Here is a 25,171-nt window from a genome sequence, read left to right on the forward strand (position 1 = left end):
GTGCCCCGCTTCAGCATCATCGTCCCCGTCTTCAAGGTGCAGGGCTTTCTGCGCGAGTGTCTCGACTCGGTCCTGGAGCAGTCGTTCACGGACATCGAGGTCATCGCCGTCGACGACTGCTCGCCGGACGGCTGCGGCGCGATCCTCGACGAGTACGCGGCCCTCGATCCCCGGGTGCGGGTGCTGCATCTGCCGGAGAACGTCGGGCTCGGCCGTGCCCGCAACGCCGGGATGCCGCTCGCCGGCGGGGACTACCTCTTCTTCCTCGACAGCGACGACACCCTCACGCCCGGCGCGCTGCGCGCCATGGCCGACCGCCTGGAGGAGACCGCCGACCCGGACGTGCTGGTCTTCGACTACGCGCGCACCTACTGGTGGGGCGGCACCCGCAGGAACGTGCTCGCGCGGGTCCTCGCCGAGGCCGGTGCCGGGACCTTCACGGCGGCCGAACAGCCGGAGATCCTCGACCTGTTGATGGTGGTGTGGAACAAGGTCTACCGTCGCGCGTTCGTCGAGGCGGAGGGCTTCGCCTTCCCGCCCGGGTACTACGAGGACACGCCCTGGACGTTCCCGGTGATGCTCAGCGCGGGGCGGATCGCGGCCCTGGACCGTATCTGTCTGGCCTACCGCCAGCGCCGCCAGGGCAACATCCTGTCCACCACCAGCCGCAAGCACTTCGACATCCACGACCAGTACGAGCGGGTCTTCGCGTTCGTCGGCTCCCGGCCGGAACTCGCCGACTGGCGCCCGTATCTGCACCGCAAGATGGGCGAGCACTGCCTCGACATCCTCTCCAAGGAGGACCGGCTGCCGCAGGAGGACAAGGCCGAGTTCTTCCGGCTGACGGCCGCGCTCCTCCGCCGGCACAAGGCCGGTCCCGTGCCCCCCGAACTGCGGGTGCTGGAAGGCGGTTTCACCCGTTACCGGGTGCGGCGGCAGGCGGGCCGCGCGGCCCTGGAACTGGGCCGGCGCGGGCAGCAGGCCCGCCGGGTGCTCGGCGCGCGGGTCAAGCACGGCTGGTCGGCGGCGCACGGGCACCGTCCGCTCGACCCGCACCTCGCGATGTACTCGGCGTTCTCGCACCGGGGGGTCCTCGGAGATCCCGCCGCCGTGTACGCGGCAGCACGCGAACTCGCCCCGCAGCTGCGCGGGGTGTGGGTGGTGCGCGATCAGGAGCAGGCGGCGCTGCTGCCGCCCGGCACCGAGCACGTCCTGCTCGACTCGCTGCCCTACCGCCGGCTCACCGCGCGGGCCACGTACTTCGTGAACAACGTCAACTGGCCCGGCTCCCTGGCCAAGCGCCCCGGGACCGTCCACATCCACACCCACCAGGGCACCCCGCTGAAGTACATGGCCGCTGACCTGCTGCACAAGCCGGGCGCGCGGCACGGCCTGGACGTGCCGCAGCTGCTGCGCCGCGCCGACCGCTGGGACTACAGCCTGGTCGCCAACCGGCACTCGGAGCTGGTCTGGGACCGCGCCTATCCCTGCCACTTCACCTCGCTGCGCAGCGGCAGCCCGCGCAACGACGTGCTGGTGCGGGCCAGGCCCGAGGACGGGGCGGCGGCCCGCGCCCGTCTCGGGATCCCGGCCGGGGACCGCGTGGTGCTGTACGCGCCGACGCGCCGCGAGTACGTGCGCGGCGGGCATGTGGACCGGCTCGACCTGGCCGCGTTCGCGGAGGGCCTCGGCGCGGGCCACACGCTCGTCGTACGGCTGCATCCCTCGCTCGCGGACGGTCCGGCGCGCGGGATGGGGCTGGCCGAGCTGCACCGGCGCGGGGTCGTGGTCGACGTGACCGACGAACCGTGCGTCGAGGACGTGATGCTGGCCTCCGACGCCCTGGTGACCGACTACTCGGCCCTCATGTTCGACTACGCCAACCTCGACCGGCCGATCGTGCTCCTCGCCGACGACTGGGGCGCGTACGCGGCGAGCCGTGGCGCCTATTTCGACATCACGGCCGAGGCGCCCGGTCATGTGGCCTCCTCCCAGCGGGAGTTGGCGTGGCTGTTCGCGTCGGGGGCCTGGCGGGACGGGGAGTCGGATCGGCTGCGGGCCGGATTCCGGGCGCGTTTCTGCGAGTTCGACGACGGGCGGGCGGCCGAGCGGGTGGTGCGGACGCTGATGCTCGGCGAGCGGGCCGACGCGCCGGCCTCCCTCGTCCCGGTGCCCGCGCAGGCGGGCCACGACGTGCTCACGTCCTCATGAGCGGCCCCGCGAACCGACCCACGAGGGGAGCCGTGGACGCATCCATGAGCGGCCAGGCGCACGACCCGGCGAACGGCGCCACGAACGGCTCCGGTGACGCCCCGCGCCCCGCGGGTTCCGGCCGGTTCCGGGGGTGGGTGCCGCGCGCACCGCGTTCGGCCCGCGCCCGGGTGATCCTGATCGCCCTCGTGTTCGCCGTCCTCCAGCTGGCCAACGTCACCGGCCGGGACACCCCCGACACCAAGAACTACCTGTCGTACGAGCTGAATCTGAGCGGCGTCGGCAAACAGCGGGCCGCCGCCGAGACGATCGACTACGTCTGCGCGGGAAAGGCGTCCGTGGCCCGGCGCGACCAGGCCGTCGACCCGGTGCGCTTCCACCGCGCGAGCCCGACCCGGCGGGTCGTCGCCGAGTGCCGGCGCGACCAGTGGCGGGGGGTGTCGGCACGGCTGGCGTCCGGGCCGACGGCGGGACGCATCGTCCCGTTCATGCCGCCCCGGTTCATGCGGATCTTCGAGGTGCGGCCGGGATATCCGGTGTTCCTGCTGCCGTTCGTGACCGTGCTGGGGGTGACCTGGGGCCTGTGGGCCTCGGCCGTCCTCGTGACGGTGGCCGGGGGCGTCCTCGTCTTCCTCGTCCTGCGCACCCTGCGCGCCTCCACGGGCGCGGCCCTGACCGGGCAGGCGCTCTACTACGTCCTGCCGTGCGGCACGACGGCTATGCGCCCGATGACCGAGGGCCTGATGATGGCCCTGACGCTCGCGGCCCTGTGGGGCTGCGCCCTGGTCCTTGAGGGCCGCGCGCGGGCCGGGACCTGGCTGGCCGGCGGCTCGCTGGCGGTCCTGTTCACGGTGAAGCACTCGCAGGCGCTGTTCCTCGGGCTGTGCCTGGCCGCCGCCTGCGCGGCGCTGCTGGCCCGCAGGCGCCGGTGGGACGGGCCGCTGCGGACCCTCGGCGTGGTGGCGGGCAGCGGGGTGCTGGCCACCGTGCTGCTCGCGAAGCTGCTGCACTACCCGTCCCAGTCGGAGAGCGTGCAGGATCTGCTCACCGCGCACTACGCGCGACCCGACCGCGTCCATCCGTGGCCGGAGTTCCTCCATCTGGAGGCCGCCTTCTGGATCGAGTGGACGCGCCGCCAGCTGTGGGAGCCGCTGTTCCTCGCGGCGGTGGTGGCGGCCGGCTGGGGGGCGCTGCGCAGGCACCGCGCCTTCGCCGTCTTCCTGATCGCGGCGGCGGGCACCGGGGTGCTCAACCAGGCCGCGCACCCCGACATCAACGTCTGGGGCGGGCGGCTGATCGTGCTGCTGTGGCTGCTGCCCGCGGTGGGTCTTCCGCTGCTGCTCGACCTGGTCGTCCGGCGGGGCGCGCGGATGCCCGGCGGGCTGCTTCCGGGACCGGCGCGCAGGGAGGCCGAGGTCGCCCGATGAGGTGATCACGGGCTAGGCGGCCGATCGGGGCGGGCATATACGGCAGATGCCGGAAACCGCAGGCCCCTGCTCCCCCACCGCCCGATGAGCGCCGATGTCGTCACCCGGCGGCAGGCGGTGCGCGGCGCGACCGCGCTGCGCGCCCGGGGCGTCCGGCGTCCGACGCCGTACCAGGTCTTCGGCGGGCTGTTCTGGCTGGTGATGACGCTCGCCTACTGGCGGATCCCGCTGTGCTGCGACGCGGGCCAGCACGCGGCGGTCGTCGAACGCCTGCGGGCGAGCCTGCTGCACCCCCGGCATCCGATGGCGGACCTGCCGGGCGCCGGCAGCCCGTACTACTCGCCCTACGCGGTGGCCCAGGGCGCCTTCGCCCGGCTGACCGGCCTCGGCGGCTGGGCGGTGGTACGGCTGGCGGGTCCTGTCAACCTGCTGGTGCTGCTGACGGGCATCGGCCGCTTCACGCGTGTGCTGACACCCCGCCGCTGGGCGCCGGTCCTGTGCCTGTCGGCGATGGTGCTGCTGTGGGGCACCGAGCGGGCCTGGTGGAGCGGCTACCTCGGGCTGATGTCGATGACGGGCGACCTGGGCTATCCGTCGACGTTCGCCATCGGGCTGGCCTTCTGGGCCTGGGCGTTCACGGGCAGGCGCGCGGCGGGCGGCGGCGGCCCCGTCCGGTTCGTGGGCCCGGGCGGTCTCGAAAGCCCCTGGGGGTACGCGGCCCTCGGCGCCCTGTACGGACTGATCCTGCTGGTGCACCCGATCACCTCGGTCGCGGCGGTGCTCGGCGGGGTCGCGTTCGTGGCGGGCGGGCAGCGCGGATGGCGTCCGGCGGTGGCGTTCCGGTGGCTGCTCACCGGCGCGGTGGCCCTGCTCGTCGGCTACGCGTGGCCGTACTTCGACGTGTTCGCGCTGACCGGGGACCGCAGCGTGGACGCGATGCACGAGCAGCTGTACGACGGGATGCCCGGGCACTTCTGGCTGGCGCTGACCGGGGTGCCCGCGCTGTGGCTGCGGGCCGGGCGTCCCGGGAAGGGCGAGGGGCGGGGCGCGGGGCCGGGGTGGCGCGATCCGCTGGTGCTGATGTTCGCGCTGGAGTGCGCGACGGTGGCCTACGGCTGGGTGAGCGGGCACTACACGTACGGCAGGATCCTCGGACTCACGCTGGTGCCGCTCCAGTTCGCGCTCGGCGTGGAGCTGGCGCGGCCCGGGCCGTGGGGGCCGTGGCGGCGGCTGCTCGGAGGTGCCGCGGCGGCGGCCGCCCTGACCGGGTTCCTGACCGTGCAGGCCGGGGCCGTGGTGCCGCGTTCACTCGACCCGGTCGGCTTCGACCAGCCGCCGCGCTGGCCCACGTACGACTGGGCGGCGCGGTACATCCGGCCGGGCGAGCCGGTCATCGCGGACGGGTACTACTCGGTCCATCTGCTCGCGGGCTACGGACCCGATCTCGCGGCGCCCGCCTGGCCCGACCCCGCCCTCGCCGAGAGCGAGCGGCTGCGCCGGCGCGCGGCGGTGCGGGCCTATCTCGCCCCGGACTCGACCCGGGCCGAACGCACCGCCGTCGCCCGCCGGTACCACGCCCGCTGGCTGCTGCTGACCCGCTGGCGGCCGGTGCCCGAGGAGGCGACGGTGGTGGCGTGGAGCCGGGAGACCGGGGAGGTGCTGGCCCGGATCGGTCCCGGGGCGAGGGCCGGTGCGGGGGTCCGTGCCGCTCGATGACGGACCGTCCCGCACCGGCCGGCTCGGTGCCGGTTACTCGATGACGAGCTCGACCGGGATGTTGCCGCGGGTGGCGTTGGAGTAGGGGCAGACCTGGTGGGCCTGCTCGACCAGCTTGCGGCCGGTCGCCTCGTCCACGGTGTCGGGCAGCTCGACGCGGAGGGTGACGGCCAGGCCGAAGCCCTCGCCCTGCTTGCCGATGCTGACCTCGCCGGTCACGGCGGCCTCGGTGACGTCGACCTTCGCGGCGCGGCCGACCAGGCCGAGGGCGCTCGCGAAGCAGGCCGCGTACCCGGCGGCGAACAGCTGCTCGGGGTTGGTGCCCTGGCCGCTGCCGCCCATCTGCGCCGGAATGCCCAGCTGGAGGTCGAGCGCGCCGTCGGAGCTGACGGCACGGCCCTCGCGGCCGTGGGTGGCGGTGGCGACGGCGGTGTAGAGCGCGTCCATGGGGACCATCCCTCTCAAGTCGAATCAAGCCGGAATCCTGGCGGGTCCGCCGTTCCCGGCGGCCCCACGGACAGAATTAGAGCACGCAATTCAGTTGTGCACAACTAAATTGCTCACCAGGGCTATCCTGGAGGGCATGACCGCGACACCCGCCCCGATCGCCGGGGCCCCCGCAGCAGGGGACTTCCTCCGCCTCGACGAGCAGATCTGCTTCTCGCTGAACGCCGCCTCGCGCGCCTTCGGCGGCGTCTACCGCGTCCTGCTGAAGGACCTCGGGCTCACCTATCCGCAGTACCTGGTGATGCTGGTGCTGTGGGAGCACGGCGAGCTGCCCGTGAAGAAGGTCGGCGAGCATCTGCGGCTCGACTCGGGAACCCTGTCGCCGCTGCTGAAGCGGCTGGAGGCGGCGGGCCTCGTACGGCGCGAGCGCAGCGCGCGGGACGAGCGGTCCGTGCAGGTGGGCCTCACCGAGGAGGGGTCCGCGCTGCGGGAGCGCGCGCTGGACGTGCCGCGCCGGATCGCGGCCGCTACCGGGGCGGACCTGGAGGAGATCCGGGAGCTCCGGGCCCGGCTCGACCGGCTGACGGCGGCCCTGGACGAGGCCGCGCTGTCGGAATCGGTCCTGTCCGAGGCACCGGGGTGTGCGTAGGCCGACGCACGTAGAGGCGCAGCGTCACCCCCCGGGACACGACCTGCTCCACGCGCTCGAACTGCGCGCCGACCACGGCGAGTTTGAGGCGCTCGCTCGCCTCGGCCGGACGCCAGGCCCGGTGGGCGGCGAAGGGCGCGGCGACCAGCCACACCCGGTCGAGCCGGTCGAGCCTGCGCAGCAGTTCGGCGGGGCCCGCCTCCCGGCCGTACAGGGTTCCGGAGGCGGGCGCCGGCACGGTGAGCGCGATGTCACGGATGCCGCGGAAGCCCTGCGGATAGGCCAGGGCCGCGCGCCGCGCGAGCGAGGGCAGGAACAGCACCGGGTCGCCGGGGCGCAGTTCGCCGCGGGCGAGGGCGGAGACGGCGGCCAGGTTGTCGGGACGGCGGTCGGGACTGCGGTCCTCGCGCAGCAGCGGCAGCTGGACGGCGAGGACGAGGGCCACGGCGAGGACGCCGGTGGTGACCGCGTGGGGCAGCAGCCGCGGCAGTCTCGTCGCGAGGTGGTCGGCTCCGGCGGCGGCGAGCAGCGGGGCCCCGGCGAGGGCGTACAGGACGTACCGCTCGTCGTAGAGCGGCCGCCAGTGCGAGACCGTCAGGAGCACCGCCGGGGGCACGGCGACCAGGGGCAGGGCGACGGCCGGGAGCGAGAAGGTGCCGCGCGGGGTCCGCTCGGGTCTGAAGGCGAGGGCGATCAGGACCAGGTACGGCACGATCACCAGCCGGGCCGGGCCGGTGAACTGCCCGAGCAGGCGTTTCACGCTGGCCGGATCGGTGCGTGCGAGCCAGGCGACCTGCGCGGACTGGCCGTGGGAGACGTAGACCAGCGGTGCCAGCGCCAGGGAGACGGCCACGGCGGCGAGGGCCCAGGCCCGCCACACCCGGGCCGGCACCCGGGCGAGCGCGAGGGTGACGGCGTGGGCGAGGAGCAGGAGCAGGGCCATCTCGTGCAGCAGACAGGTGGCGGCGGCCGTGACCGCGTACGCGCACCAGGGTCCGGGCCGGGTGGACCGGGCGGCCCGCACCAGCAGCAGGGTCGCCCCGGCCGCACCGGCCGCGACGAGTGCGTAGGAGCGGCCCTCCTGGGCGAAGTGGCCGGTCATGGGGGTGACGGCGTACAGCAGACCCGCCCACAGGCCGACGCGCGGGCGGCTCAGGCGGACCCCGAGCGCGGCCACGAGCCCGGCGGTCGCGGCGGCGCCGCAGACGGAGGGCAGGCGCAGGGCGGTCTCGCCGGGGTGCGGGGCGAGGACGGGGTGCATGAGCAGGTAGTAGAGGCCGTGCACGGCGTCCACGCTGTGCAGCAGATGCCAGATCTGCGGCACCGAGCGCCGCGCGACCTGGAAGGTCACCGCCTCGTCGCGCCACATGCCGCCGCGGTCGAGCCCCCACAGGCCGATCGCGAGCATGACCAGGACGGGCACGAGGACGGACAGGGCGACGCCCACCGGCTCCGGGCACCGGACCGCCGGACGCCCGGCCTGCGTTCCCGGGGCCGAAGGGTGCCGGGCCGAGGGCATCCGGGCCGTCGACAGCCTCATCCACGCATACACCATGGGGCCAATTTTTTGCTATTAAACAACCTTTGATCGGTATTGACGCGTATTGCACGCTATGACCCATCCATGCGGCTTACGATCCGGCCTTGATGAGCGTCTTCCGGAACCACCGCACGCCCGCCCTCGCCGCCGCCTGGCTCCTCACCCGCGCCCTGATGCTGTGGCTCCTCGCCCACGACCGGCTCGCCCCGCTGGGCAGGGGCGGGGTGTCCCGCGAGGTGCGCCAGTTGTACTTCCACTGGTACGGCGTCCTGTCGCAGGGCGCGTTCCCGGCCGGTGACCGGCTGTGGCAGTACCCGCCGGGCGCGGGACCGGTGCTGCTGGCGCCCGGGCTGCTGCCGGGGCTGACCTACTTCACCGCCTTCGTGACCTGCACGCTCGCCGCGGACGCGGTGATCGCCGTCGCGCTCGCGCGCGCGGGACTGCGGCCCGGCCGCAGCGCGCGCGGCGCCTGGCTGTGGGTGCTGGGCCTGCCCCTGCTGCTGCACGTCCCGCTCGCCCGGTACGACGTGCAGGTCACCGCCTTCGCCGTCGTCTCCCTGCTCGCGCTCGCGCGCCGCCCGCGCGTGAGCGGGGCCTTCGCCTCGATGGGGGCCCTGGTGAAGGTCTGGCCGGCGCTCGCGCTGATCGGCACCCCGCGGGGACGCACCACCCGGGAGGTGTGGACCTCGGCGGCGCTCACCGCGGCCGCGCTGCTCGCCGTCCTCGTGGGCACCTTCAGCCACCCCTTCGACTTCCTGCGCCAGCAGAGCGGCCGGGGCGTCCAGATCGAGTCCCTCGGCGGCACGGTCCTGGGCCTCGCCCGCCACGCCGGCTGGCCGGGGACGGCCCGCTACCAGTACGGCGCGATGGAGTTCGTCGGGCCGTACACGGGCGCGGTCGCGGCCTGCTCGCTCGCCCTGACGGCCGCCGCGTTCGCGCTCGTGCTGCTGTGGCGGATCCGCGCACGCCGCTGGACGAGCGCCACCCCGTACGACGCGGCGCTCACGGCCGTCCTGCTGTTTACCGTGACCAGCCGGGTGATCAGCCCCCAGTACATGGTGTGGCTGCTGGGTCTCGCCGCCGTCTGCCTGACCTCGCGGCACACCACACAGCGCCCGGTCGCCCTGCTGATCCTGGCGGCGACGGCGGTCAGCTCCGTGGCGTACCCGGGGATGTACGGCGAAGTGGTGCGCAGCACCTGGACGGGCTGCCTGCTGATGCTCGTGCGCAACGGCCTGCTGGCGACGGCGGCCGGAGTGTCCTTCGTACGGCTGTGGCGGTCGGGCCTGTCCACGGCCGCACCGCACCGCGCCGCGCCGACCGGCCCGGAGCACGGCACACACCGGATTCCCGCCGGGCTCCGAACAAGACAGTGACTGGCTCTTAACGGAGAATTACCCGCAATACTTACGATTCCGGCTCGTGGATCACATGAACCCTCACCAAGCGAAGGTCAGCGTCGTCGTCATCGGATACGACGACGCCGCTCATGTCGCGGACGCCGTGCGCTCGGCACTCGCGCAGGGTCCGGCCGTGCGCGAGGTCGTCGCCGTGGACGACTGCTCGACGGACGGCAGCGGCGCCCTTCTCGACGCCCTCGCCGAGGGGGAGCCTCGTCTGAAGGTGATCCACCGGACGGTCAACAGCGGCGGCTGCGGCAGCCCGCGCAACGACGGCATCGACGCGGCCTCGGCCCCGTACCTGATGTTCCTGGACAGCGACGACGTCCTGCCGCCCGGCGCGGTGGACGCGCTGCTCCGCTCCGCCGAGGAACACGACGTCCAGGTGGCGGCCGGCCTGTGCGTACGGCGCGAACTGCCCTCGGGCCGCGAGGTCCCCTGGGAACGCGCGCTCTACACGCGGCCCACCCTGATATCCCGCCCCTCGCGCCGCCCGCGGCTCACCCACGACACCCTCTGCGTCAACAAGCTGTACCGCACCGACTTCCTGCGCGAGCACGGCATCCGCTTCCCCGAGGGCCGCTACCCCTACGAGGACTTCGTGTTCACCGCGCGGATGCTGGCCGCCTCGCCGCGCATCGTCCTGATCCCGGAGACGGTGTACATCTGGCACGTGCGGCGCAGCGCCGACCGCCTGTCCATCTCGCTCGACCGCGCCGACATCGGCAACTGGCGGGCGCGCACCGAGGCGAACCAGGCGGCGTACGAGATCCTGCTGAACGCCGGGGAGAAGCAGCTCGCCCGGGCCGTGCACGCCAAGTTCCTCGACCACGAGCTGCGGATGTACACGCGCGAGCTCGAACTGCGTACCCCGGAGTACCGGAGCGCCTGGTGGGACCTCACCCGGGCGTATCTGTCGACCTTCGACGCGGCCGACTTCACCGTCAACCCGGCCGCACCCGGCCGTCTCGTCGCCCGGGTGATCATGGCCTGTCCCACCCCCACCGACCTGCCCCGCCTCAAGGAACTGGCGGCCCGCCCGGCCCGGCTGCTCCCGCCCTACACCCGTGACGGCGAAGGCACCCCCTTGTGGTCCGCCGAGCTCCCCCAGGTGACCCTGGAGCACTTCCTCGGCCGGGCCGCCCATCTGCTGCCCGCCGCCGTCGACGCGGAACTGCGTCCCCGCGCGCGCGGCACCCGGCTGCGACTGCGCCTGCACGAGCTGTACGGGCGCATGGCCGAGGCGGGTCCCGCCTCGCTGGACGTCGAGTTCGTGCACCGGGAGGAGGGCCGGGTGGGCCTGAGCCGCACGGCGGCCCTGGTGGCCGACCGCTACGGCGACTCCTGGTCGGCGGAGACACCGGTGGACCTGTCGGCGCTGGGCGCGGGCGTCTGGGATCTGCGCCTGACCCTGCGCTTCCGCGACGGCACCAGCCGGGAGGTGTCGGCGCACGCGCTCGGCGGCCCCGGTCTGCTGCGCCGCAGCGCGATCCCGGACGTTCGCCACGGGGTTCTCCTCGTCCAGCCCTACCGGACGCACGCGGGGGCCCTGGGGCTGCGGACGGCGTCCGGTTGGCGAGGAATGACCGAAGTGGTGTCCCGGCGGCTCAAGCGCCTGCTTCACTGATACGCGGACGCGGAGACGCGAGGCGCGGACGCGGACACCGTCACGCGGGCCGCCTCCCCCGGCCACAGCCACCCAGTCCGGCAGCACGGACTCACCCACGAGGAGAACGGCCCACATGACCTGGCTGATCACCGGCGGCGCCGGCTACATCGGAGCGCACGTCGTCCGCGCGCTGCGCGAGGCGGGCGAACAGGCCGTGGTGTACGACGACCTGTCCACCGGGATGGCGGAGCGGGTGCCCGCGGACGTCCCGCTGGTGGTCGGCTCGACCCTGGACGGCGACCTGGTGGCCCGGACGCTCGCGGAGCACTCCGTCACCGGTGTCGTCCACCTGGCGGCGAAGAAGCAGGTCGGCGAGTCCGTGGAGCTGCCCCTGCACTACTACCGGGAGAACGTCGAGGGCCTGCGCGTCCTGCTGGACGCGGTGACCGCGGCCTCCGTGACCGCGTTCGTCTTCTCGTCCTCGGCCGCCGTCTACGGAATGCCGGACGTGGACCTGGTGACGGAGGAGACGCCCTGCGCGCCGATGAGCCCGTACGGCGAGACGAAGCTGGCGGGCGAGTGGCTGGTGCGGGCGACGGGCCGTGCCGCGGGCCTGTCCACGGCGTGTCTGCGCTACTTCAACGTGGCGGGCGCGGCGACCCCCGAACTCGCCGACACGGGCGTCTTCAACCTCGTCCCGATGGTCTTCGAGAAACTGACCGAGAACGCCGCGCCGCGCGTCTTCGGCGACGACTACCCGACGCCGGACGGCACCTGCGTGCGCGACTACATCCACGTGGTCGACCTGGCGGAGGCGCATGTGGCCGCGGCCCGCGCCCTCACCGCCTCGCCCGGGGCCGCCCTGACGCTCAACATCGGCCGCGGCGAAGGGGTTTCGGTGCGCGAGATGATCGACCGCGTCAACCTCCTGACCGGCCACGACCGGCCCCCGGTCACGACCGCGCGCCGCCCGGGCGACCCGGCCCGCGTCGTCGCCTCCGCCGACCGCGCCGCCGCCGAACTGGGCTGGAAGGCCCGCCACGACGTGGACGACATGATCACCTCAGCCTGGACCGGCTGGCTCCACCACCACCACCCGACCCCCCAACCCTGACCGCCACCCTCCGAACCCGTTCCCCCAGCCGCCCTCTCGAGGGCGGCCTTTTTCTCGCGATCCCGCAACCGCAAGGTGTCTGGGAGTGTCCCGGCCGGAGCCGGTGGGTCAGAGGGCTTTCAGGGCCGCTGCCGTGGCGCGGGCCAGGCTGGGGAGGTAGCCCTTGGGGACCTTGGGGCCGCGGACGACCACCGCGCGCCAGTACAGCGGTCCCGACATCAGGTCCAGCGCGAGTTCGACGTCCACGCCCTCGCGGATCTCGCCCCGGGCGACGGCCGACGCGACGATCCCGCTCGACACCGACTGCTGGCCCTCCCGCAGCGCGGCCTGCATGGCGTCCGCGATCTCGGGGTTGCGGGCGGCCTCGGCCTGGAGGTCGGGGATGATCTGCCCGGCCACCGGGTGCCGGAGCGCACGCGAGGTGACCTCGTACAGCAGACGCAGGTCGCCCTCCAGCGAACCGGTGTCCGGTGCGGGAAGCCCCTGGACCGCGATCGCCGAGACCAGGTCCAGCACGAGGTGCAGCTTGGAGCGCCAGCGCCGGTACACCGCGGTCTTGCCGACGCCCGCGCGGCGGGCGATCCCCTCGATGGACATCCTGGCGTAGCCGACGGACGCGAGCTCCTCGAAGACGGCGGCGCGGATCGCCTCGGTGACGTCCTCGCGCAGGACGGCCGCACCGGCGGGAGCCCGGCGGCGCCGGGGCTTTCCGGCGGCAGGCGCGGGCGTGGGGGCACTCGCGGCTGTATCGGCGTTCGTCGTCATACGGACCAGCATAGGGCGTTACGACGAGACGGTTGCGTTCCGACGTCGATTGGGCCTACTCTCGCGTTACGACGATACGGTCCCGTTCCGACGCAAGAAAACGGCAAGAAACGCCGTCGGAAACGCCACGGGACCGACCGCGCGCCCCCACCCCCCGAGCGAAAGCAACGGATGTGAGCCAGGTCCTCAACACACCGCCCCCGATGGCGTCGCCGGCCCCCGCCGAGGACGCCGCGGCCATCGCCGCCCGGTACGGCCTCAGCGTCAGCGGCGCGCGCCCGAGCCTGCCCGCGTACGTCCGCCAGCTGTGGGCACGGCGTCACTTCATCACCGCCTTCGCCACCGCCAAGCTCACCGCCCAGTACAGCCAGGCGAAGCTCGGCCAGGTCTGGCAGGTGGCGAACCCGCTGCTGAACGCGGCGGTCTACTACTTCATCTTCGGTGTGCTGCTCGGCACCAAGCACGGCGTGCCGGACTTCGTGCCGTTCCTGGTCACGGGCGTGTTCATCTGGACCTTCACCCAGAGCTCGATCATGGCGGGCACCCGGGCGATCTCCGGCAGCCTCGGCCTGGTCCGCGCCCTGCACTTCCCGCGTGCCGCGCTGCCGGTGTCGTACGCCATCCAGCAGCTCCAGCAGCTTCTGTTCTCGATGGCCGCGCTGGTCGTCATCCTGCTCTGCTTCGGCGTTCCGGTGAGCGCGTCGTGGCTGCTCGTCGTGCCCATCCTGACGCTTCAGTTCGTCTTCAACGCGGGCGTGGCGATGGTCATGGCCCGCATGGGCGCCAAGACCCCGGACATCGCGCAGCTCATGCCGTTCGTGCTGCGCACCTGGATGTACGTCTCCGGTGTCATGTGGAGCATCGCCTCCACGCTCAAGCACAGCCACATGCCGCACTGGGCGATGATCGCCCTGGAGAGCAACCCGGCCGCCGTCTACATCGACCTGACGCGCTACGCGCTGATCGACAGCTTCCACGCCCACCAGCTGCCGCATCACGTGTGGGCGCTGGCGATCGGCTGGGCCCTGGTCGCCGGAGTGGGCGGCTTCATCTACTTCTGGAAGGCCGAGGAGACGTACGGACGTGGCTGACATGGCTGACACCCTCACGCAGGACGAGCGGCCCCAGGTCGCGACCGGCGCCCCCGCCGAGGCGCTCGTCCCCACCGTCGTCGTCGACCACGTGGACATCGTCTACCGGGTCAACGGCACCGGCGCGGGCCGGGGCAGCGCCACCGCCGCGCTCAACCGCATGCTGCGGCGCCAGCAGACCGAGAAGGCCGCGGGCGTACGCAAGGTGCACGCCGTCAAGGACGTCTCCTTCACCGCCTACCGCGGCGAGGCCATCGGTCTGATCGGCACCAACGGCTCCGGCAAGTCCACGCTGCTCAAGGCGGTCGCGGGCCTGCTCCCGGTGGAGAACGGCAGGATCTACACCGACGGCCAGCCCTCGCTGCTCGGCGTGAACGCGGCCCTGATGAACGACCTGACGGGCGAGCGGAACGTCTACCTCGGCGGCCTCGCCATGGGCATGTCCCGCGAGCAGATCAAGGAGCGGTACCAGGAGATCGTCGACTTCTCGGGCATCAACGAGAAGGGCGACTTCATCACCCTGCCGATGCGGACCTACTCCTCCGGCATGGCGGCGCGGCTGCGGTTCTCCATCGCGGCGGCCAAGGACCACGACGTCCTGATGATCGACGAGGCCCTCGCCACCGGTGACCGCTCCTTCCAGAAGCGCTCCGAGGAGCGCATCCGCGAGCTGCGCAAGACAGCGGGCACGGTGTTCCTGGTCAGCCACAACAACAAGTCGATCCGCGACACCTGCGACCGCGTGCTGTGGCTGGAGCGCGGCGAACTGCGCATGGACGGCCCGACCGAGGACGTGCTCAAGGAGTACGAGAAGTTCACGGGCAAGTAGAGACGTGGGCACATGACAGAGGCGGAGCCGGTGACGGCTCCGCCTCTGGTCGTTTCCGGGCCCCGGCGCCCGCTCAGCGCTCCAGGAACGCGAACAGCTCCTCCCACCTGCGGACGACCTCGTCCGTGGTGAAGCGCTGGACGTTCACGCGCGCGGCCTCGCCCATGGAGTCGCGCAGCGCCTTGTCGGACATCAGCGTGTCCAGCCGGCGGGCCAGTTCACCGGTGTTGCCGAGGGTGGCCAGCAGGCCGTCCTCGCCGTCCCGGACGATCTCGTGGACACCGGGCGCGCAGTCGAAGGCGGCACACGGAAGGCCGGTGGCCATCGCCTCCATGAGCGCGAGCGGGAAGCCCTCGCCGCGTGAGGAGAGCACGAAGACCGAGCCGCCGCGCAGCGCGCCCGGCACATCGCTCGTCCGCCCCATCCAGTCGACCGAGTCGTCGAGCCCGAGGGCGGTGCACTGCTTCCGCAGCATCTCCTCGTCCTCGCCCGAGCCGTAGATCCGCAGCCGCCAGTCGGGGTGGAGCGGGGCGACCTCGGACCAGGCGTCGAGCAGCATGTCGATGCCCTTCTGGTCCGTCAGCCGGCCCACGCTGACGACGGCGTTCTCCGTACGCGGGGAGGCCACCGCGGGCATGAACGGAATCGGGTTCGGCATGAAGGACGCGTTGTCGAGACCCTGCCCGATCCACAGGTCGGCGTCCTCGCGGGTGAGCGCGAGCATCCGGTCGACGTCCTTGTAGTGCTTCAGGACCCGCCGGAAGCGGGAGGTCGCCCGGGAGTACTCGAAGGACTCGTGGCTCATCCCTATGACGGTCAGCCCGGTGGTGTCGGCGAGCTCCACCCATTCCATGGCCCACACCTGGGTGACGATCACGACGGCCCCGGGCCGCGCGGCCCGGAACAGCGCGGTCAGCTCGGCGGCCTTGTCCCGCATGCCGGCGGCCCGTTCGGCCCGCAGTCTGCGCTCGGCGATGTCGAGCCGCCCCCTGACTCCCCGCGCCGGTCCCACCCGCGGCGGGTGGACGTCGTACAACGTCGTGGTGGGGTACGGGAGTTCGCCCAGTTCCTGGGGAACGGCGGGCTCGGTGACGCCCACCACGTGCACGCGGTGGCCGCGCTCGGTGAAGAGCCGCGCCATCTGGTGCGACCAGGTGGTCACACCGCCCAGTTCGTCGACGCTGTTGGAGACGAAGAAGATGTCCCGCTGCCGGCCGGTCATCCGCGCCTCCACTGCCCGAAGAACTGGTCGACGACCCCGCGGGCCGCCGTCCCCTGGTCGTACTCGCCGAAGTCGGCGAGGAACTGCTCACGCCTGGGCGCGTACTTGACGGACTGCTCCTCCAGCGAGCCGAGCGCCGCGTGCAGTTCGTCCTCGGTCCGCATCACGGGTCCCGGCGCCCTCTCCAGCAGGTCGAAGTAGGTCCCGCGGTCCTCGTGCACGTACGCCTCGTAGTCGTACGCGAAGAAGAACATCGGACGGTCGAGCAGGGCGTAGTCGAACATCACGGACGAGTAGTCGGTGATCAGCCCGTCGGCGAGGGCGAGCAGCGGCGTCATGTCGTGGTGGGCCGTGACGTCGACGACCCGGCCGCGCACGGACGGCGGCAGCACCACGTGGTTCAGATAGTGGGAGCGGACCAGGAGGACGTAGCGGTCGCCGAAGGTGTCGGCGAAGCGCTCGACGTCGAAGGGCAGCTCGAACCGCTTCTGTCCGTTGCCGCGGGTGCGGAAGGTCGGCGCGTACAGCAGGATCTGCCGGTCCTCGGGAATGCCCAGTTCGGCCGCCAGCGCGCCGCGTTCGCGCGCCGCTCCGGTCTCCTCGCGCTGCCGGGCCCGCACGAGGGCGTCGTTGCGCGGGTATCCCACCCGCAGCAGGGTCCGTTCCTGGAGCCGGAACGCCCGGGCGAGGGTGCGCACATCGTGCTCGGAGCGGATGAGGAAGCGGTCGAACCGGTCGAGTGTCCGCTGCTGTTCGGCCTGCTCCTCACGCGACTTGAGCTTCCACTCGGCCTCGTCGAAGCCCATCCGCTTGAGCGCGGAACCGTGCCACGTCTGGATGTACGTGGTGTCGGGCCGCTTGGCGAGCTTCAGCGGGTAGCTCTGGTTGTCGACCCAGAACTCGGCCTGCGCGAGCGCCCTGAGATAGGGCAGGGACCAGCGGCGTACGAGGGTGGCGTCGTCGGGGAAGCCGGCCGGGCTGTCGCTGTAGGCCCAGACCGGCTCGAACTCCAGCCCCTGGCGGCGCATCTCCTCGTAGATCGCCCGGGGGCTGTCGCTGTACTGGCGGCCCAGGTGGCTCTCGAAGACGACGAGTCCCTTGCGGACGGGCAGCCGGCTGAACACCTCGTGGTAGAGGCGGATCTTGGTCTCGCCCGAGGTCAGTTCCTTGCGCAGCGAACGGGCCTTGCGGTAGCCGGTCTTGGCGAGCGTTCCGGCGCGGCCGTGCACACCGCGCTGCACGAGGACGTTCGCCTTCTTGTCGGGGACCAGCCGGAAGGAGAGGTGTCCGCGCGAGGAGACGACCGGCTCGATGCGGTCGGCGACCAGCCGCGTGAGCCGCGGCCGCACGGGCGACTGCCCCGCGGCCAGGCCGGGTTCGGCGGCGGTGAGCCGGGTGGTGGTGCGTACGCCGTCGACGTCCAGGTGGAGCCGTACGTCCCACACGGCGTCCACGATGCCCAGCGGCCGCACGGCCGCGAGGCCGACCGAGCCCTCCCAGTCGACCGTGTCCCCGGCGTGGCGGACGTCCGCCACGGGGAAGCGGAAGGTCTGGAAGCGCACTCCGGGGCGGCGGGCGTAGAACTCCAGTTCACCGGAGAGCCGCGCGCCGGCCGGGATCACTCCGAGCGGGTTGGTGATGCGCCCGGCGAGCCTGACGGTTCCGCCCGTGCTCTCGTACGAGGTCAGCGCGTTGCGCAGGAACATGCGGTCGACCGGCTTGACGTGGTGCCCGAGGTCGGTGACGTCCAGGACGTGCCGGCCGAAGGGGTCGTCGAGGTGCTCGGCGCACCAATAGACACGGCCGTCGCGTTCGACCAGCGGCGAGGAGATCTTGTCGCGGTTGGTGAGCGTGTCCACGGCGGGCAGCAGGTTGTCCCAGTCGCTCACCTGGAGGAGATAGGCGCAGATGGCGTGGATGGGTTCGGTCTCGTCGAAGGCGGCCCGGTCGATCGACTCCAGGTACTGCCGGGCGATCGCCGCGAACTCCTCGCGGAACGCGGCGTCGCGGAAGGGCAGTTCGCGCAGGTGCAGCACGAGGTCGTGCTTGAGGAACTTGACGTCCTTGGCGAACTTCAGGTCCAGGTGGCCCTTGTCCGCGAGGAGCCGGTCGACCCGGCGGTGGATCTCCATGCGGTGCGTGAAGTTGGCGATCTCGTCACGCCGGTTGCTGATGGACTTCGCCTCGGCCTTGTCGGCGACCCTCCAGTCGTACACCCGGTTGGGGATGAGGGTGATGCGGCGGGCGCCCGCGTACGCCTGGGCGGAGAAGAGCAGGTCCTCGTAGTGGATGCCGACCGGGAAGCGCAGGCCCTCGTCGAGCAGGAACTGCCTGCGGTAGCACTTGTTGGTCGACAGGGTGTCGTAGACCATCAGGTCGGGCAGTTCGGAGATCGACTCCAGGGTCCGGGTGCGCTCGTACAGCCACGGATACCACTTGACCTCCTTGCCGGTGCGCGAGTCGACGTGCACCCGCACGCACAGACCGGAGACCAGGTCGGCGCCGGTGGCCTCGGCGGCCTCCAGCATGTTGCGGCAGGCGTTGCGCTCCAGGACGTCGTCGCTGTCGAGGAAGAGCACGTAGGTGCCGCGGGCCTCGGCGATGCCGCGGTTGCGGGGAGCGCCGCAGCCTCCGCTGTTCTCGGGCAGCCGGAAGGCCCGGACCCGGCCGGGGTGGGCCGCCGCCAGTCCGCGCGCCACCTCGTACGAGCCGTCGGTGCTCCGGTCGTCGACGATGACGACCTCGACGTCGTGCAGCGTCTGGTCCAGCACGGAGCGCACGGCGGTGGGCAGCCGTGCGGCGTCGTTGTAGACGATGACGACCACGGAGACGGCGGGCCCGTCCGGCTCGGCCCCTGAGGGGGAGACGGCGGGCTCTGTTCCCTGTTCGGCCATCGCGCGAGGTTGATCCACATTCATCCTATTAATCGTAGACAGTGCACCCCGGTGTGGGGTGTTATCGGCTGTTCTTCGCGTGTTGGAAAACCCACGTCCGGTACACCACGAAGCGGAACGCCGAGGCCAGGACGATCGACAGCACCTTGGCGATGTTCGAGCCGAGGGGGCTGTCCATCCCGAGACCGTGGTAGCCGATGTAGAAGAGCAGGCTCTCCATGGCGACGCCGAGCCCGCTGAAGGCGAAGAAGAGGGCGATCTGGCGCGGGGTGCGCGAGGCCCGGTCCCGGTAGGCGAAGTAGCGGAAGCCGAGGTAGTTCGTCCCCATGGCGACACAGCTTGCGGCCACCGTGGCGGCCATCGGGGCCCACTTCAGGCCGTGCAGCGCCAGGTTGAAGAAGAGGATGTTGACGGCGACACCGCTGCCGCCGACGACGGAGAACCGGGCCACCTCCATGACGAGCCGGCCGACCTTGCGGTCCTTCGGCGCCTTCGGGGCTCTCTGGGGACCGATGACGGGTGGCGTCGCCACGGGGGCCCGCCTTTCGGTGAGGTGTACTGCCACGAGTCCGGAACCTCCGCAGGTGTACCTGTCGACAAAGCCGCCGGTCGGGCCGTCGGTCGAACCAACCTTAAGCTAAATGTCCTATTTACCAGGTATAGGTAAATTACGAGCCGGAGTTTCGCGAGAGACGGGCAAGAAAGACCCATCCGCCCCACGGGAAACGGGGGCGCCCCGGGTCGTGATGACCCGGGGCGCCCCCGTCCGCCTGCTTCCTGGGCCCTCACGCCCGGGATTCACCTGTGGATGACGCTTCCTAGGAATGCGTGCGCAGCAGTGTCCTCATCGTCCGCATCGCCACCGAGAGGTTGGCGAGGTCGAACGAGTCCGAGCCCTGGATCTCGTCCAGGGTGGTGCGGGCCCGTCCGAGGATCGCCGTGTTCTTCTCCCGCCAGGCGTCGAAGCGCTGCTCGGGAGTGGACGATCCGTCGCCCACCGCCAGGACGTCGGCGGTGAGCGCCGCGTGGGCCGCGTACAGGTCCTCGCGGATCGACGCGCGGGCCATGGACTGCCAGCGGTCCGCACGCGGCAGCTCGATGATGCGGTCCATGAGCTGGGTGATGCCGAGACGGTCGGCGAGGTCGTAGTAGACCTCGGCGACGGCCATCGGGTCCCGGCCCATGCGGTCGGCCACCGAGACGATGTCCAGCGCCGGGAAGGCGGACGAGAACCCGGCCACGCGGGTGGCGAGCTCGTCCGGCACACCGGCGTCCGACAGCTCGTCGTAGATCTGCTGGTACCACTCCAGGTCCGCGCCGCGGACCAGCTTGGGCAGCTCCGACCAGACCTGCTCGACACCGTCGGTGAAGAAGCCGATCGTCTCGGCGAGCTGGAGCGGCTGCGGCCGGTTGTTGAGCAGCCAGCGCGTACCGCGCTCGACGAGCCGGCGCGAGTGCAGCCGGATCCGGGTCTGCACATCGGCGGCGACGACATTGTCGAGCGCCTCCACCGCGTCCCACACCGCGCTGGAGTTGAAGATCGCGCGGGCCGCGGTCTGCGCCCTGACGATCTCCTCGAGCGAGGCACCCGTCTCCTCGCGCAGACGGTGCAGGAAGCTCGTACCGCCCGTGTTGACCGTGTCGTTGACCAGGACGGTCGTCACGATCTCACGGCTCAGCGCGTGCCCCTCGATCTGCTCGCGGAACTGGTCGCGCAGCGCCGTCGGGAAGTACGCGAGCAGCAGGCTGTGCAGATACGGGTCGTCGGGCAGCGAGGTGGCGAGCAGCTCGACGGAGACCGTGATCTTCGTGTACGCGAGCAGGACGGCCGTCTCCGGACCGGTCAGACCCTGGCCGGCGTTGAGCCGCTCGCGGATCTGCCGCTCGGTGGGCAGGAACTCCAGGGCCCGGTCGAGGTGCCCCTCGCGGACCAGGTGGCGCAGGAAGCGCTGCTGGGCGTGGAGCATGCTCGGGGACTGGGCCAGCGCGTTGGAGATCGCCACGTTCTGCGCGTAGTTGTTGCGCAGCACCAGGGCGCCGACCTCGTCGGTCATCTCGGCGAGCAGCTTGTTGCGCTGCTTGACGGTCAGGTCGCCGTTGGCCACCACCGCGTTGAGCAGGATCTTGATGTTCACCTCGTGGTCGGAGGTGTCCACACCGGCGCTGTTGTCGATGGCGTCCGTGTTGATCCTGCCGCCGTGCTGGGCGAACTCGATCCGGCCGAGCTGGGTCAGACCCAGGTTGCCGCCCTCGCCGACGACCTTGACCCGCAGGTCGGCGCCGTCGACACGGATCGCGTCGTTGGCCTTGTCGCCGACCTCGGCGTTCGACTCGGCGGACGACTTCACGTACGTGCCGATGCCGCCGTTCCACAGCAGGTCGACGGGCGCCTGGAGGATCGCGCGCATCAGGTCGGCCGGCGTCATCTTCGCGACGTTCGACTCGATGCCGAGCACCTCGCGGATGTGCGCGTTGACCGGGATGGCCTTGGCGCTGCGCGGGAAGACGCCGCCACCGGCCGAGATCAGCTCGGTGTCGTAGTCGGCCCACGAGGAGCGCGGCAGCTCGAAGAGACGGCGGCGCTCGGCGTACGAGGTGGCCGCGTCCGGGGTCGGGTCGATGAAGATGTGCCGGTGGTCGAACGCGGCGACCAGCCGGATGTGCTCGGAGAGCAGCATGCCGTTGCCGAACACGTCGCCGGACATGTCGCCGACGCCGACCACGGTGAAGTCCTGCGTCTGGGTGTTGACGCCGAGCTCCCGGAAGTGCCGCTTCACGGACTCCCAGGCACCGCGGGCGGTGATGCCCATCTTCTTGTGGTCGTATCCGGCGGAGCCGCCGGAGGCGAACGCGTCGCCGAGCCAGAAGTCGTACGACTGGGCGACCTCGTTGGCGATGTCCGAGAACGTCGCCGTGCCCTTGTCCGCGGCGACCACGAGGTACGTGTCGTCCTCGTCGTGCCGGACGACGTCGGCGGGCGGGACGATCTCGCCGGCCACCATGTTGTCGGTGATGTCGAGCAGCGCGGAGATGAAGGTCCGGTAGCTGCGGATGCCCTCGGCCAGCCACGCGTCGCGGTCCGCGGACGGGTCGGGCAGCTGCTTGGCGACGAAGCCGCCCTTGGCGCCGACCGGCACGATGACGGTGTTCTTGACCATCTGCGCCTTGACCAGGCCGAGGATCTCCGTGCGGAAGTCCTCACGGCGGTCGGACCAGCGCAGACCACCGCGGGCGACCTTGCCGAAGCGCAGGTGCACGCCCTCGACGCGGGGCGAGTACACCCAGATCTCGAACGCCGGGCGCGGCGCCGGGAGGTCCGGGATGGCCGTCGGGTCGAACTTCATGGAGACGTACTCGTGCGGCGTGCCGTCGGCCGCCTGCTGGAAGAAGTTCGTCCGCAGGGTCGCCTTGATCAGGTGGAGGAAGGACCGCAGGATCCGGTCCTCGTCCAGCGAGGCGACCTGGTCCAGGGCCGCGTCCAGCTCCTCGAGCAGCGCGTCGGTCAGCTCGACGCCGGCGCGCTGGCGCTCCGGCGACATCCGCGCCTCGAACAGCGAGACGAGCAGCCGGGTGGTGTGGACGTTGTTGCGGAGGGTGTCCTCCATGTAGTCCTGGCTGAACGTGGAGCCGGCCTGGCGCAGGTACTTCGCGTAGGCGCGCAGCACCATCGACTGCCGCCAGTTGAGGCCGGCGCTCAGCACGAGGGCGTTGAAGCCGTCGTTCTCGGCCTGGCCGGTCCAGGTGGCGGCGAAGGCCTCCTGGAACCGCTCGCGGCCGTCGTCGCCGAGGTAGTCGCCGTTGCCGTTGAGGGACTTGGGCAGACGCAGCCCGAAGTCGTAGATCCACGCCGTCGTACGGTCCGAGCAGCGCAGTTCGTACGGCCGCTCGTCGGTGACCTCGACGCCCATGCGGTTCAGGGCGGGCAGGACCGCGGAGAGCGAGACCTGCTCGCCGGTGCGGTAGATCTTGAAACGGCGCTCGCCGGGCGCCGCGCCCACCGGCTCGTACAGGCTGAGCGCGAAGTCCTTGCTGGGCTCCTTGCCGAGTGCCTGGAGGTGGACCAGGTCGGCGACGGCGGAGCGCGGGGAGTGGTCGGCCTTGTAGCCCTCGGGGAAGGCGTTGCCGTAGCGGCGCAGCAGCTCGGCGGCGCGCTCCTCGCCGCACTCGGCGGTCAGCGCCTCCGCGAAGCCGTCGGCCCAGGAGCGGGCGGCCTCGACGAGACGCGCCTCGATGCGCTCCTTGTCGGAGTCGGACAGCTGCGGCAGCTCGGTGCCCGGCTCGACCCGGACCACGAAGTGCAGCCGGGACAGGATCGACTCGGTGTTCCAGGCCGTGAAGTCGACGCTGGTGCCGTTGAGCTCTTCCTTGAGGATGTCGATGATCCGCAGACGCACACCGGTGGTGTAGCGGTCGCGCGGGAGGTAGACGAGGGCCGAGTAGTAGCGGCCGTACTCGTCCTGGCGCAGGTAGAGCCGCAGCCGGCGGCGCTCCTGGAGGTACAGGACGGACGTGACGATCGCCCGGAGCTCGTCGGCGGGGGTCTGGAACAGCTCGTCGCGCGGGTACGTCTCCAGGATCTGGAGCAGGTCGCGGCCGTCGTGGCTGTTGGGCGAGAACCCGGCGCCGCGCAGGACCTCGTCGACCTTGCGGCGGACGACGGGCACCCGGCGCACGGACTCGGTGTACGCGGCGGAGGAGAACAGGCCCAGGAAGCGGCGCTCCCCGACGACCTCGCCGTTCTCGTCGAACTTCTTGACGCCGACGTAGTCCAGGTACGAGGGCCGGTGCACGGTGGCGCGGCTGTTCGCCTTGGTGAGGACCAGCAGCTTGTGCTCGCGGGCCTTGGCGCGGGCGTCCGCGGGCAGCCGCTCGAAGGACGGGCTGACCGGGTGGCTGTCCTCGCCGTGCTGCGGGTCGGAGCGCAGGATGCCGAGCCCGGTGCCGGGGACGGCGGCCAGCGAGTCGTCCTCGCGCAGCTGGTACTCGCGGTAGCCGAGGAAGGTGAAGTGGTCGCCGGAGAGCCAGCGCAGCAGCTCGCGGGCCTCCTCGACCTCCTGGTCGCGCAGATCGTCGGCGGTCGGCTCCTTGGGGAGCTCCTCGGCGATCCGCAGCGCCGCGTCGCGCATCTTCTCCCAGTCCTCGACGGCCTCACGGACGTCGGACAGGACGCGCAGCAGGTCCGCGGTGATCTGCTTCAGGTCGGCACGGTCGGTCTCACGGTCGATCTCGACGTGGATCCACGACTCGACGTGCGCGTCGTGCGGCAGGTCCTCGGCGGAGGGCCGCGTGGGCAGCACCTCGATGAGCTTGCCGGTGAGGTCGCGCCGGACGACGAACTGCGGATGGATGACGACGTGGATGCCCCGGCCCTGGCGGGACAGCTCGTTGGTCACCGAGTCGACGAGGAAGGGCATGTCGTCCGTGACGACCTCGACGACGGAGTGGCTGCATGTCCAGCCGTTCTCCTCGACGGTCGGCGTGTGCACACGCACGTTCGCCGTGCCCTGCGGCCGCATCTCGGCCAGTCTGTAGTGGGAGAAGGCCGCTCCGAAGACGTCGACCGGGTCGCGGTCGGTGAGGTCCTCCGGGGCCGTGTGCAGGTAGTAGCGCTGGAGGAACGCGAGCACGGTGTCCCGGTCGGGGGTGCCCTCGCCCGTCGTCCCAGTCGGTAGGTGCCCCCCGACCGGGCTGTTCTCAGCTACCCGGGCAGCCCTCTCGAGCAGCTCGGCCTTGGCTTCGTCCAGCTTGGTCTGCATTGTCCTCTGGCTCCTGTCGCGCGCCGTTGCGTGACGTTGAAGGAAATACGGTCTCGTGACTTCCGACGTGACGCCGCGACGCGGGGTGTCCGGTCCGGTTCGACGCTATGCCGGAGGGTGAGATGGGCGGAGGGGTATCGGTCAATCCGGAGGCCCCCGGAGTCAGTGGCGCCGCTCTGGGCGACGTCCGTTCCCCGGGTGATGTCGCCGTACGGACCGCGTCGCCGCGTGCGCTCGCCGTGTTTCCGCTCGCGCGTACGGCCGTCGCCATGATCCCGTTCCGCCCGTGAAGATCAGCGATTGACGCCCGGTCACGGATGTCGTCCGTGCGCTCCGGGCGCGGGGCAGGGGCGACGATGCCCCCGCGAGATATCGCGCTGATCACGCCACCAGGCTATCGCCCCCGACCGGGGGGTCGTCATGAGCCGTATGTGTACAAAACCGGGGGTGGAACTTTGACACTATGCACAGGGACGAATGGGGCGACGGCATGCAGTGCGG

The 25,171-nt window shown here is 71.7% G+C and carries 15 protein-coding genes and 1 pseudogene; 9 read left to right on the plus strand and 7 right to left on the minus strand.

All coding sequences use genetic code 11. From position 1 onward, the window contains the following. The 3 genes from WJM95_RS12400 (at position 1) to WJM95_RS12410 (ending at position 5,354) form a co-directional block, all read left to right on the plus strand. Positions 1 to 2,211 carry a CDP-glycerol glycerophosphotransferase family protein gene (locus tag WJM95_RS12400; protein WP_339129661.1) on the plus strand — a complete coding sequence of 737 codons (2,211 nt, stop codon included), beginning with the start codon at positions 1 to 3 and terminating at the stop codon, positions 2,209 to 2,211. Between the two features lie 170 nt (positions 2,212 to 2,381). Beyond that, on the plus strand, positions 2,382 to 3,638 hold the full coding sequence (locus WJM95_RS12405; RefSeq protein ID WP_339135507.1) for a hypothetical protein: 1,257 nt from the start codon (positions 2,382 to 2,384) through the stop codon (positions 3,636 to 3,638). A gap of 84 nt (positions 3,639 to 3,722) precedes the next feature. Further along, entirely contained in the window at positions 3,723 to 5,354 is a 1,632-nt protein-coding gene (locus WJM95_RS12410; RefSeq protein WP_339129662.1) for a hypothetical protein, read from the plus strand. A 33-nt stretch (positions 5,355 to 5,387) separates the two neighbouring features. On the opposite strand, the gene WJM95_RS12415 is transcribed toward WJM95_RS12410, so the two are convergent. Next, the gene (locus tag WJM95_RS12415) at positions 5,388 to 5,801 is read right to left on the minus strand and encodes an organic hydroperoxide resistance protein (protein ID WP_339129663.1); all 414 of its coding nucleotides are present in this window, start codon (positions 5,799 to 5,801) and stop codon (positions 5,388 to 5,390) included. 136 nt (positions 5,802 to 5,937) lie between these two features. Between WJM95_RS12415 and WJM95_RS12420 the strand changes: the two genes are divergently transcribed. Beyond that, the gene (locus WJM95_RS12420) at positions 5,938 to 6,450 is read left to right on the plus strand and encodes a MarR family transcriptional regulator (protein WP_339129664.1); all 513 of its coding nucleotides are present in this window, start codon (positions 5,938 to 5,940) and stop codon (positions 6,448 to 6,450) included. Positions 6,451 to 7,333: 883 nt separating this feature from the next. Here WJM95_RS12420 and WJM95_RS12425 read toward each other — a convergent pair. Further along, positions 7,334 to 8,005, minus strand: a pseudogene (locus WJM95_RS12425) (glycosyltransferase family 39 protein); the annotation flags it as partial. Between the two features lie 92 nt (positions 8,006 to 8,097). On the opposite strand from WJM95_RS12425, the gene WJM95_RS12430 reads away from it, so the two are divergent. The 3 genes from WJM95_RS12430 to galE all read left to right on the plus strand — a co-directional run bounded on the left by WJM95_RS12430 (position 8,098) and on the right by galE (position 12,113). Beyond that, complete coding sequence (locus WJM95_RS12430) at positions 8,098 to 9,366, plus strand: glycosyltransferase 87 family protein (protein WP_339129665.1); 1,269 nt, start codon at positions 8,098 to 8,100, stop codon at positions 9,364 to 9,366. A 55-nt stretch (positions 9,367 to 9,421) separates the two neighbouring features. Beyond that, on the plus strand, positions 9,422 to 11,017 hold the full coding sequence (locus WJM95_RS12435) for a glycosyltransferase family 2 protein (protein ID WP_339129666.1): 1,596 nt from the start codon (positions 9,422 to 9,424) through the stop codon (positions 11,015 to 11,017). A gap of 115 nt (positions 11,018 to 11,132) precedes the next feature. Beyond that, positions 11,133 to 12,113 (plus strand): UDP-glucose 4-epimerase GalE, encoded by a 981-nt coding sequence (galE, locus tag WJM95_RS12440; protein WP_339129668.1) that lies wholly within the window; start codon positions 11,133 to 11,135, stop codon positions 12,111 to 12,113. 108 nt (positions 12,114 to 12,221) lie between these two features. Here galE and WJM95_RS12445 read toward each other — a convergent pair whose 3' ends face one another. After that, positions 12,222 to 12,878, minus strand: coding sequence for a TetR/AcrR family transcriptional regulator (locus tag WJM95_RS12445; protein ID WP_339129669.1), 657 nt, complete (start codon positions 12,876 to 12,878; stop codon positions 12,222 to 12,224). Positions 12,879 to 13,051: 173 nt separating this feature from the next. Here WJM95_RS12445 and WJM95_RS12450 point away from each other — a divergent pair, with 173 nt between their 5' ends. Together WJM95_RS12450 and WJM95_RS12455 are read left to right on the plus strand one after the other, a co-directional pair. Continuing rightward, on the plus strand, positions 13,052 to 13,969 hold the full coding sequence (locus WJM95_RS12450) for an ABC transporter permease (RefSeq protein WP_339129671.1): 918 nt from the start codon (positions 13,052 to 13,054) through the stop codon (positions 13,967 to 13,969). A gap of 1 nt (position 13,970) precedes the next feature. Then, entirely contained in the window at positions 13,971 to 14,798 is an 828-nt protein-coding gene (locus WJM95_RS12455) for an ABC transporter ATP-binding protein (RefSeq protein ID WP_339135509.1), read from the plus strand. A gap of 73 nt (positions 14,799 to 14,871) precedes the next feature. On the opposite strand, the gene WJM95_RS12460 is transcribed toward WJM95_RS12455, so the two are convergent. From WJM95_RS12460 to WJM95_RS12475, 4 genes are all read right to left on the minus strand, one after another. Then, entirely contained in the window at positions 14,872 to 16,020 is a 1,149-nt protein-coding gene (locus WJM95_RS12460) for a glycosyltransferase (RefSeq protein WP_339129673.1), read from the minus strand. Beyond that, complete coding sequence (locus WJM95_RS12465) at positions 16,017 to 18,914, minus strand: bifunctional glycosyltransferase family 2 protein/CDP-glycerol:glycerophosphate glycerophosphotransferase (protein ID WP_339129674.1); 2,898 nt, start codon at positions 18,912 to 18,914, stop codon at positions 16,017 to 16,019. Before WJM95_RS12465 ends, WJM95_RS12460 begins: the two co-directional genes overlap by 4 nt. A gap of 61 nt (positions 18,915 to 18,975) precedes the next feature. Beyond that, entirely contained in the window at positions 18,976 to 19,446 is a 471-nt protein-coding gene (locus WJM95_RS12470; RefSeq protein WP_339129676.1) for a GtrA family protein, read from the minus strand. Positions 19,447 to 19,732: 286 nt separating this feature from the next. Continuing rightward, positions 19,733 to 24,670 carry an NAD-glutamate dehydrogenase gene (locus WJM95_RS12475; RefSeq protein WP_339129677.1) on the minus strand — a complete coding sequence of 1,646 codons (4,938 nt, stop codon included), beginning with the start codon at positions 24,668 to 24,670 and terminating at the stop codon, positions 19,733 to 19,735. Between the last annotated feature and the right edge of the window lie 501 nt (positions 24,671 to 25,171).

The organism is Streptomyces sp. f51, assembly GCF_037940415.1.
Lineage (GTDB): Bacteria > Actinomycetota > Actinomycetes > Streptomycetales > Streptomycetaceae > Streptomyces.

Excerpts from the sequence above, each read along its gene's own strand:
- WJM95_RS12410 (WP_339129662.1), top strand. The coding sequence starts at position 3,723 with ATGAGCGCCGATGTCGTCACCCGGCGGCAGGCGGTGCGCGGCGCGACC.
- WJM95_RS12415 (WP_339129663.1), bottom strand. The coding sequence starts at position 5,801 with ATGGACGCGCTCTACACCGCCGTCGCCACCGCCACCCACGGCCGCGAG.
- WJM95_RS12420 (WP_339129664.1), top strand. The coding sequence starts at position 5,938 with ATGACCGCGACACCCGCCCCGATCGCCGGGGCCCCCGCAGCAGGGGAC.
- WJM95_RS12430 (WP_339129665.1), top strand. The coding sequence starts at position 8,098 with ATGAGCGTCTTCCGGAACCACCGCACGCCCGCCCTCGCCGCCGCCTGG.
- WJM95_RS12435 (WP_339129666.1), top strand. The coding sequence starts at position 9,422 with ATGAACCCTCACCAAGCGAAGGTCAGCGTCGTCGTCATCGGATACGAC.
- galE (WP_339129668.1), top strand. The coding sequence starts at position 11,133 with ATGACCTGGCTGATCACCGGCGGCGCCGGCTACATCGGAGCGCACGTC.
- WJM95_RS12445 (WP_339129669.1), bottom strand. The coding sequence starts at position 12,878 with ATGACGACGAACGCCGATACAGCCGCGAGTGCCCCCACGCCCGCGCCT.
- WJM95_RS12455 (WP_339135509.1), top strand. The coding sequence starts at position 13,971 with ATGGCTGACACCCTCACGCAGGACGAGCGGCCCCAGGTCGCGACCGGC.
- WJM95_RS12460 (WP_339129673.1), bottom strand. The coding sequence starts at position 16,020 with ATGACCGGCCGGCAGCGGGACATCTTCTTCGTCTCCAACAGCGTCGAC.
- WJM95_RS12465 (WP_339129674.1), bottom strand. The coding sequence starts at position 18,914 with ATGGCCGAACAGGGAACAGAGCCCGCCGTCTCCCCCTCAGGGGCCGAG.
- WJM95_RS12475 (WP_339129677.1), bottom strand. The coding sequence starts at position 24,670 with ATGCAGACCAAGCTGGACGAAGCCAAGGCCGAGCTGCTCGAGAGGGCT.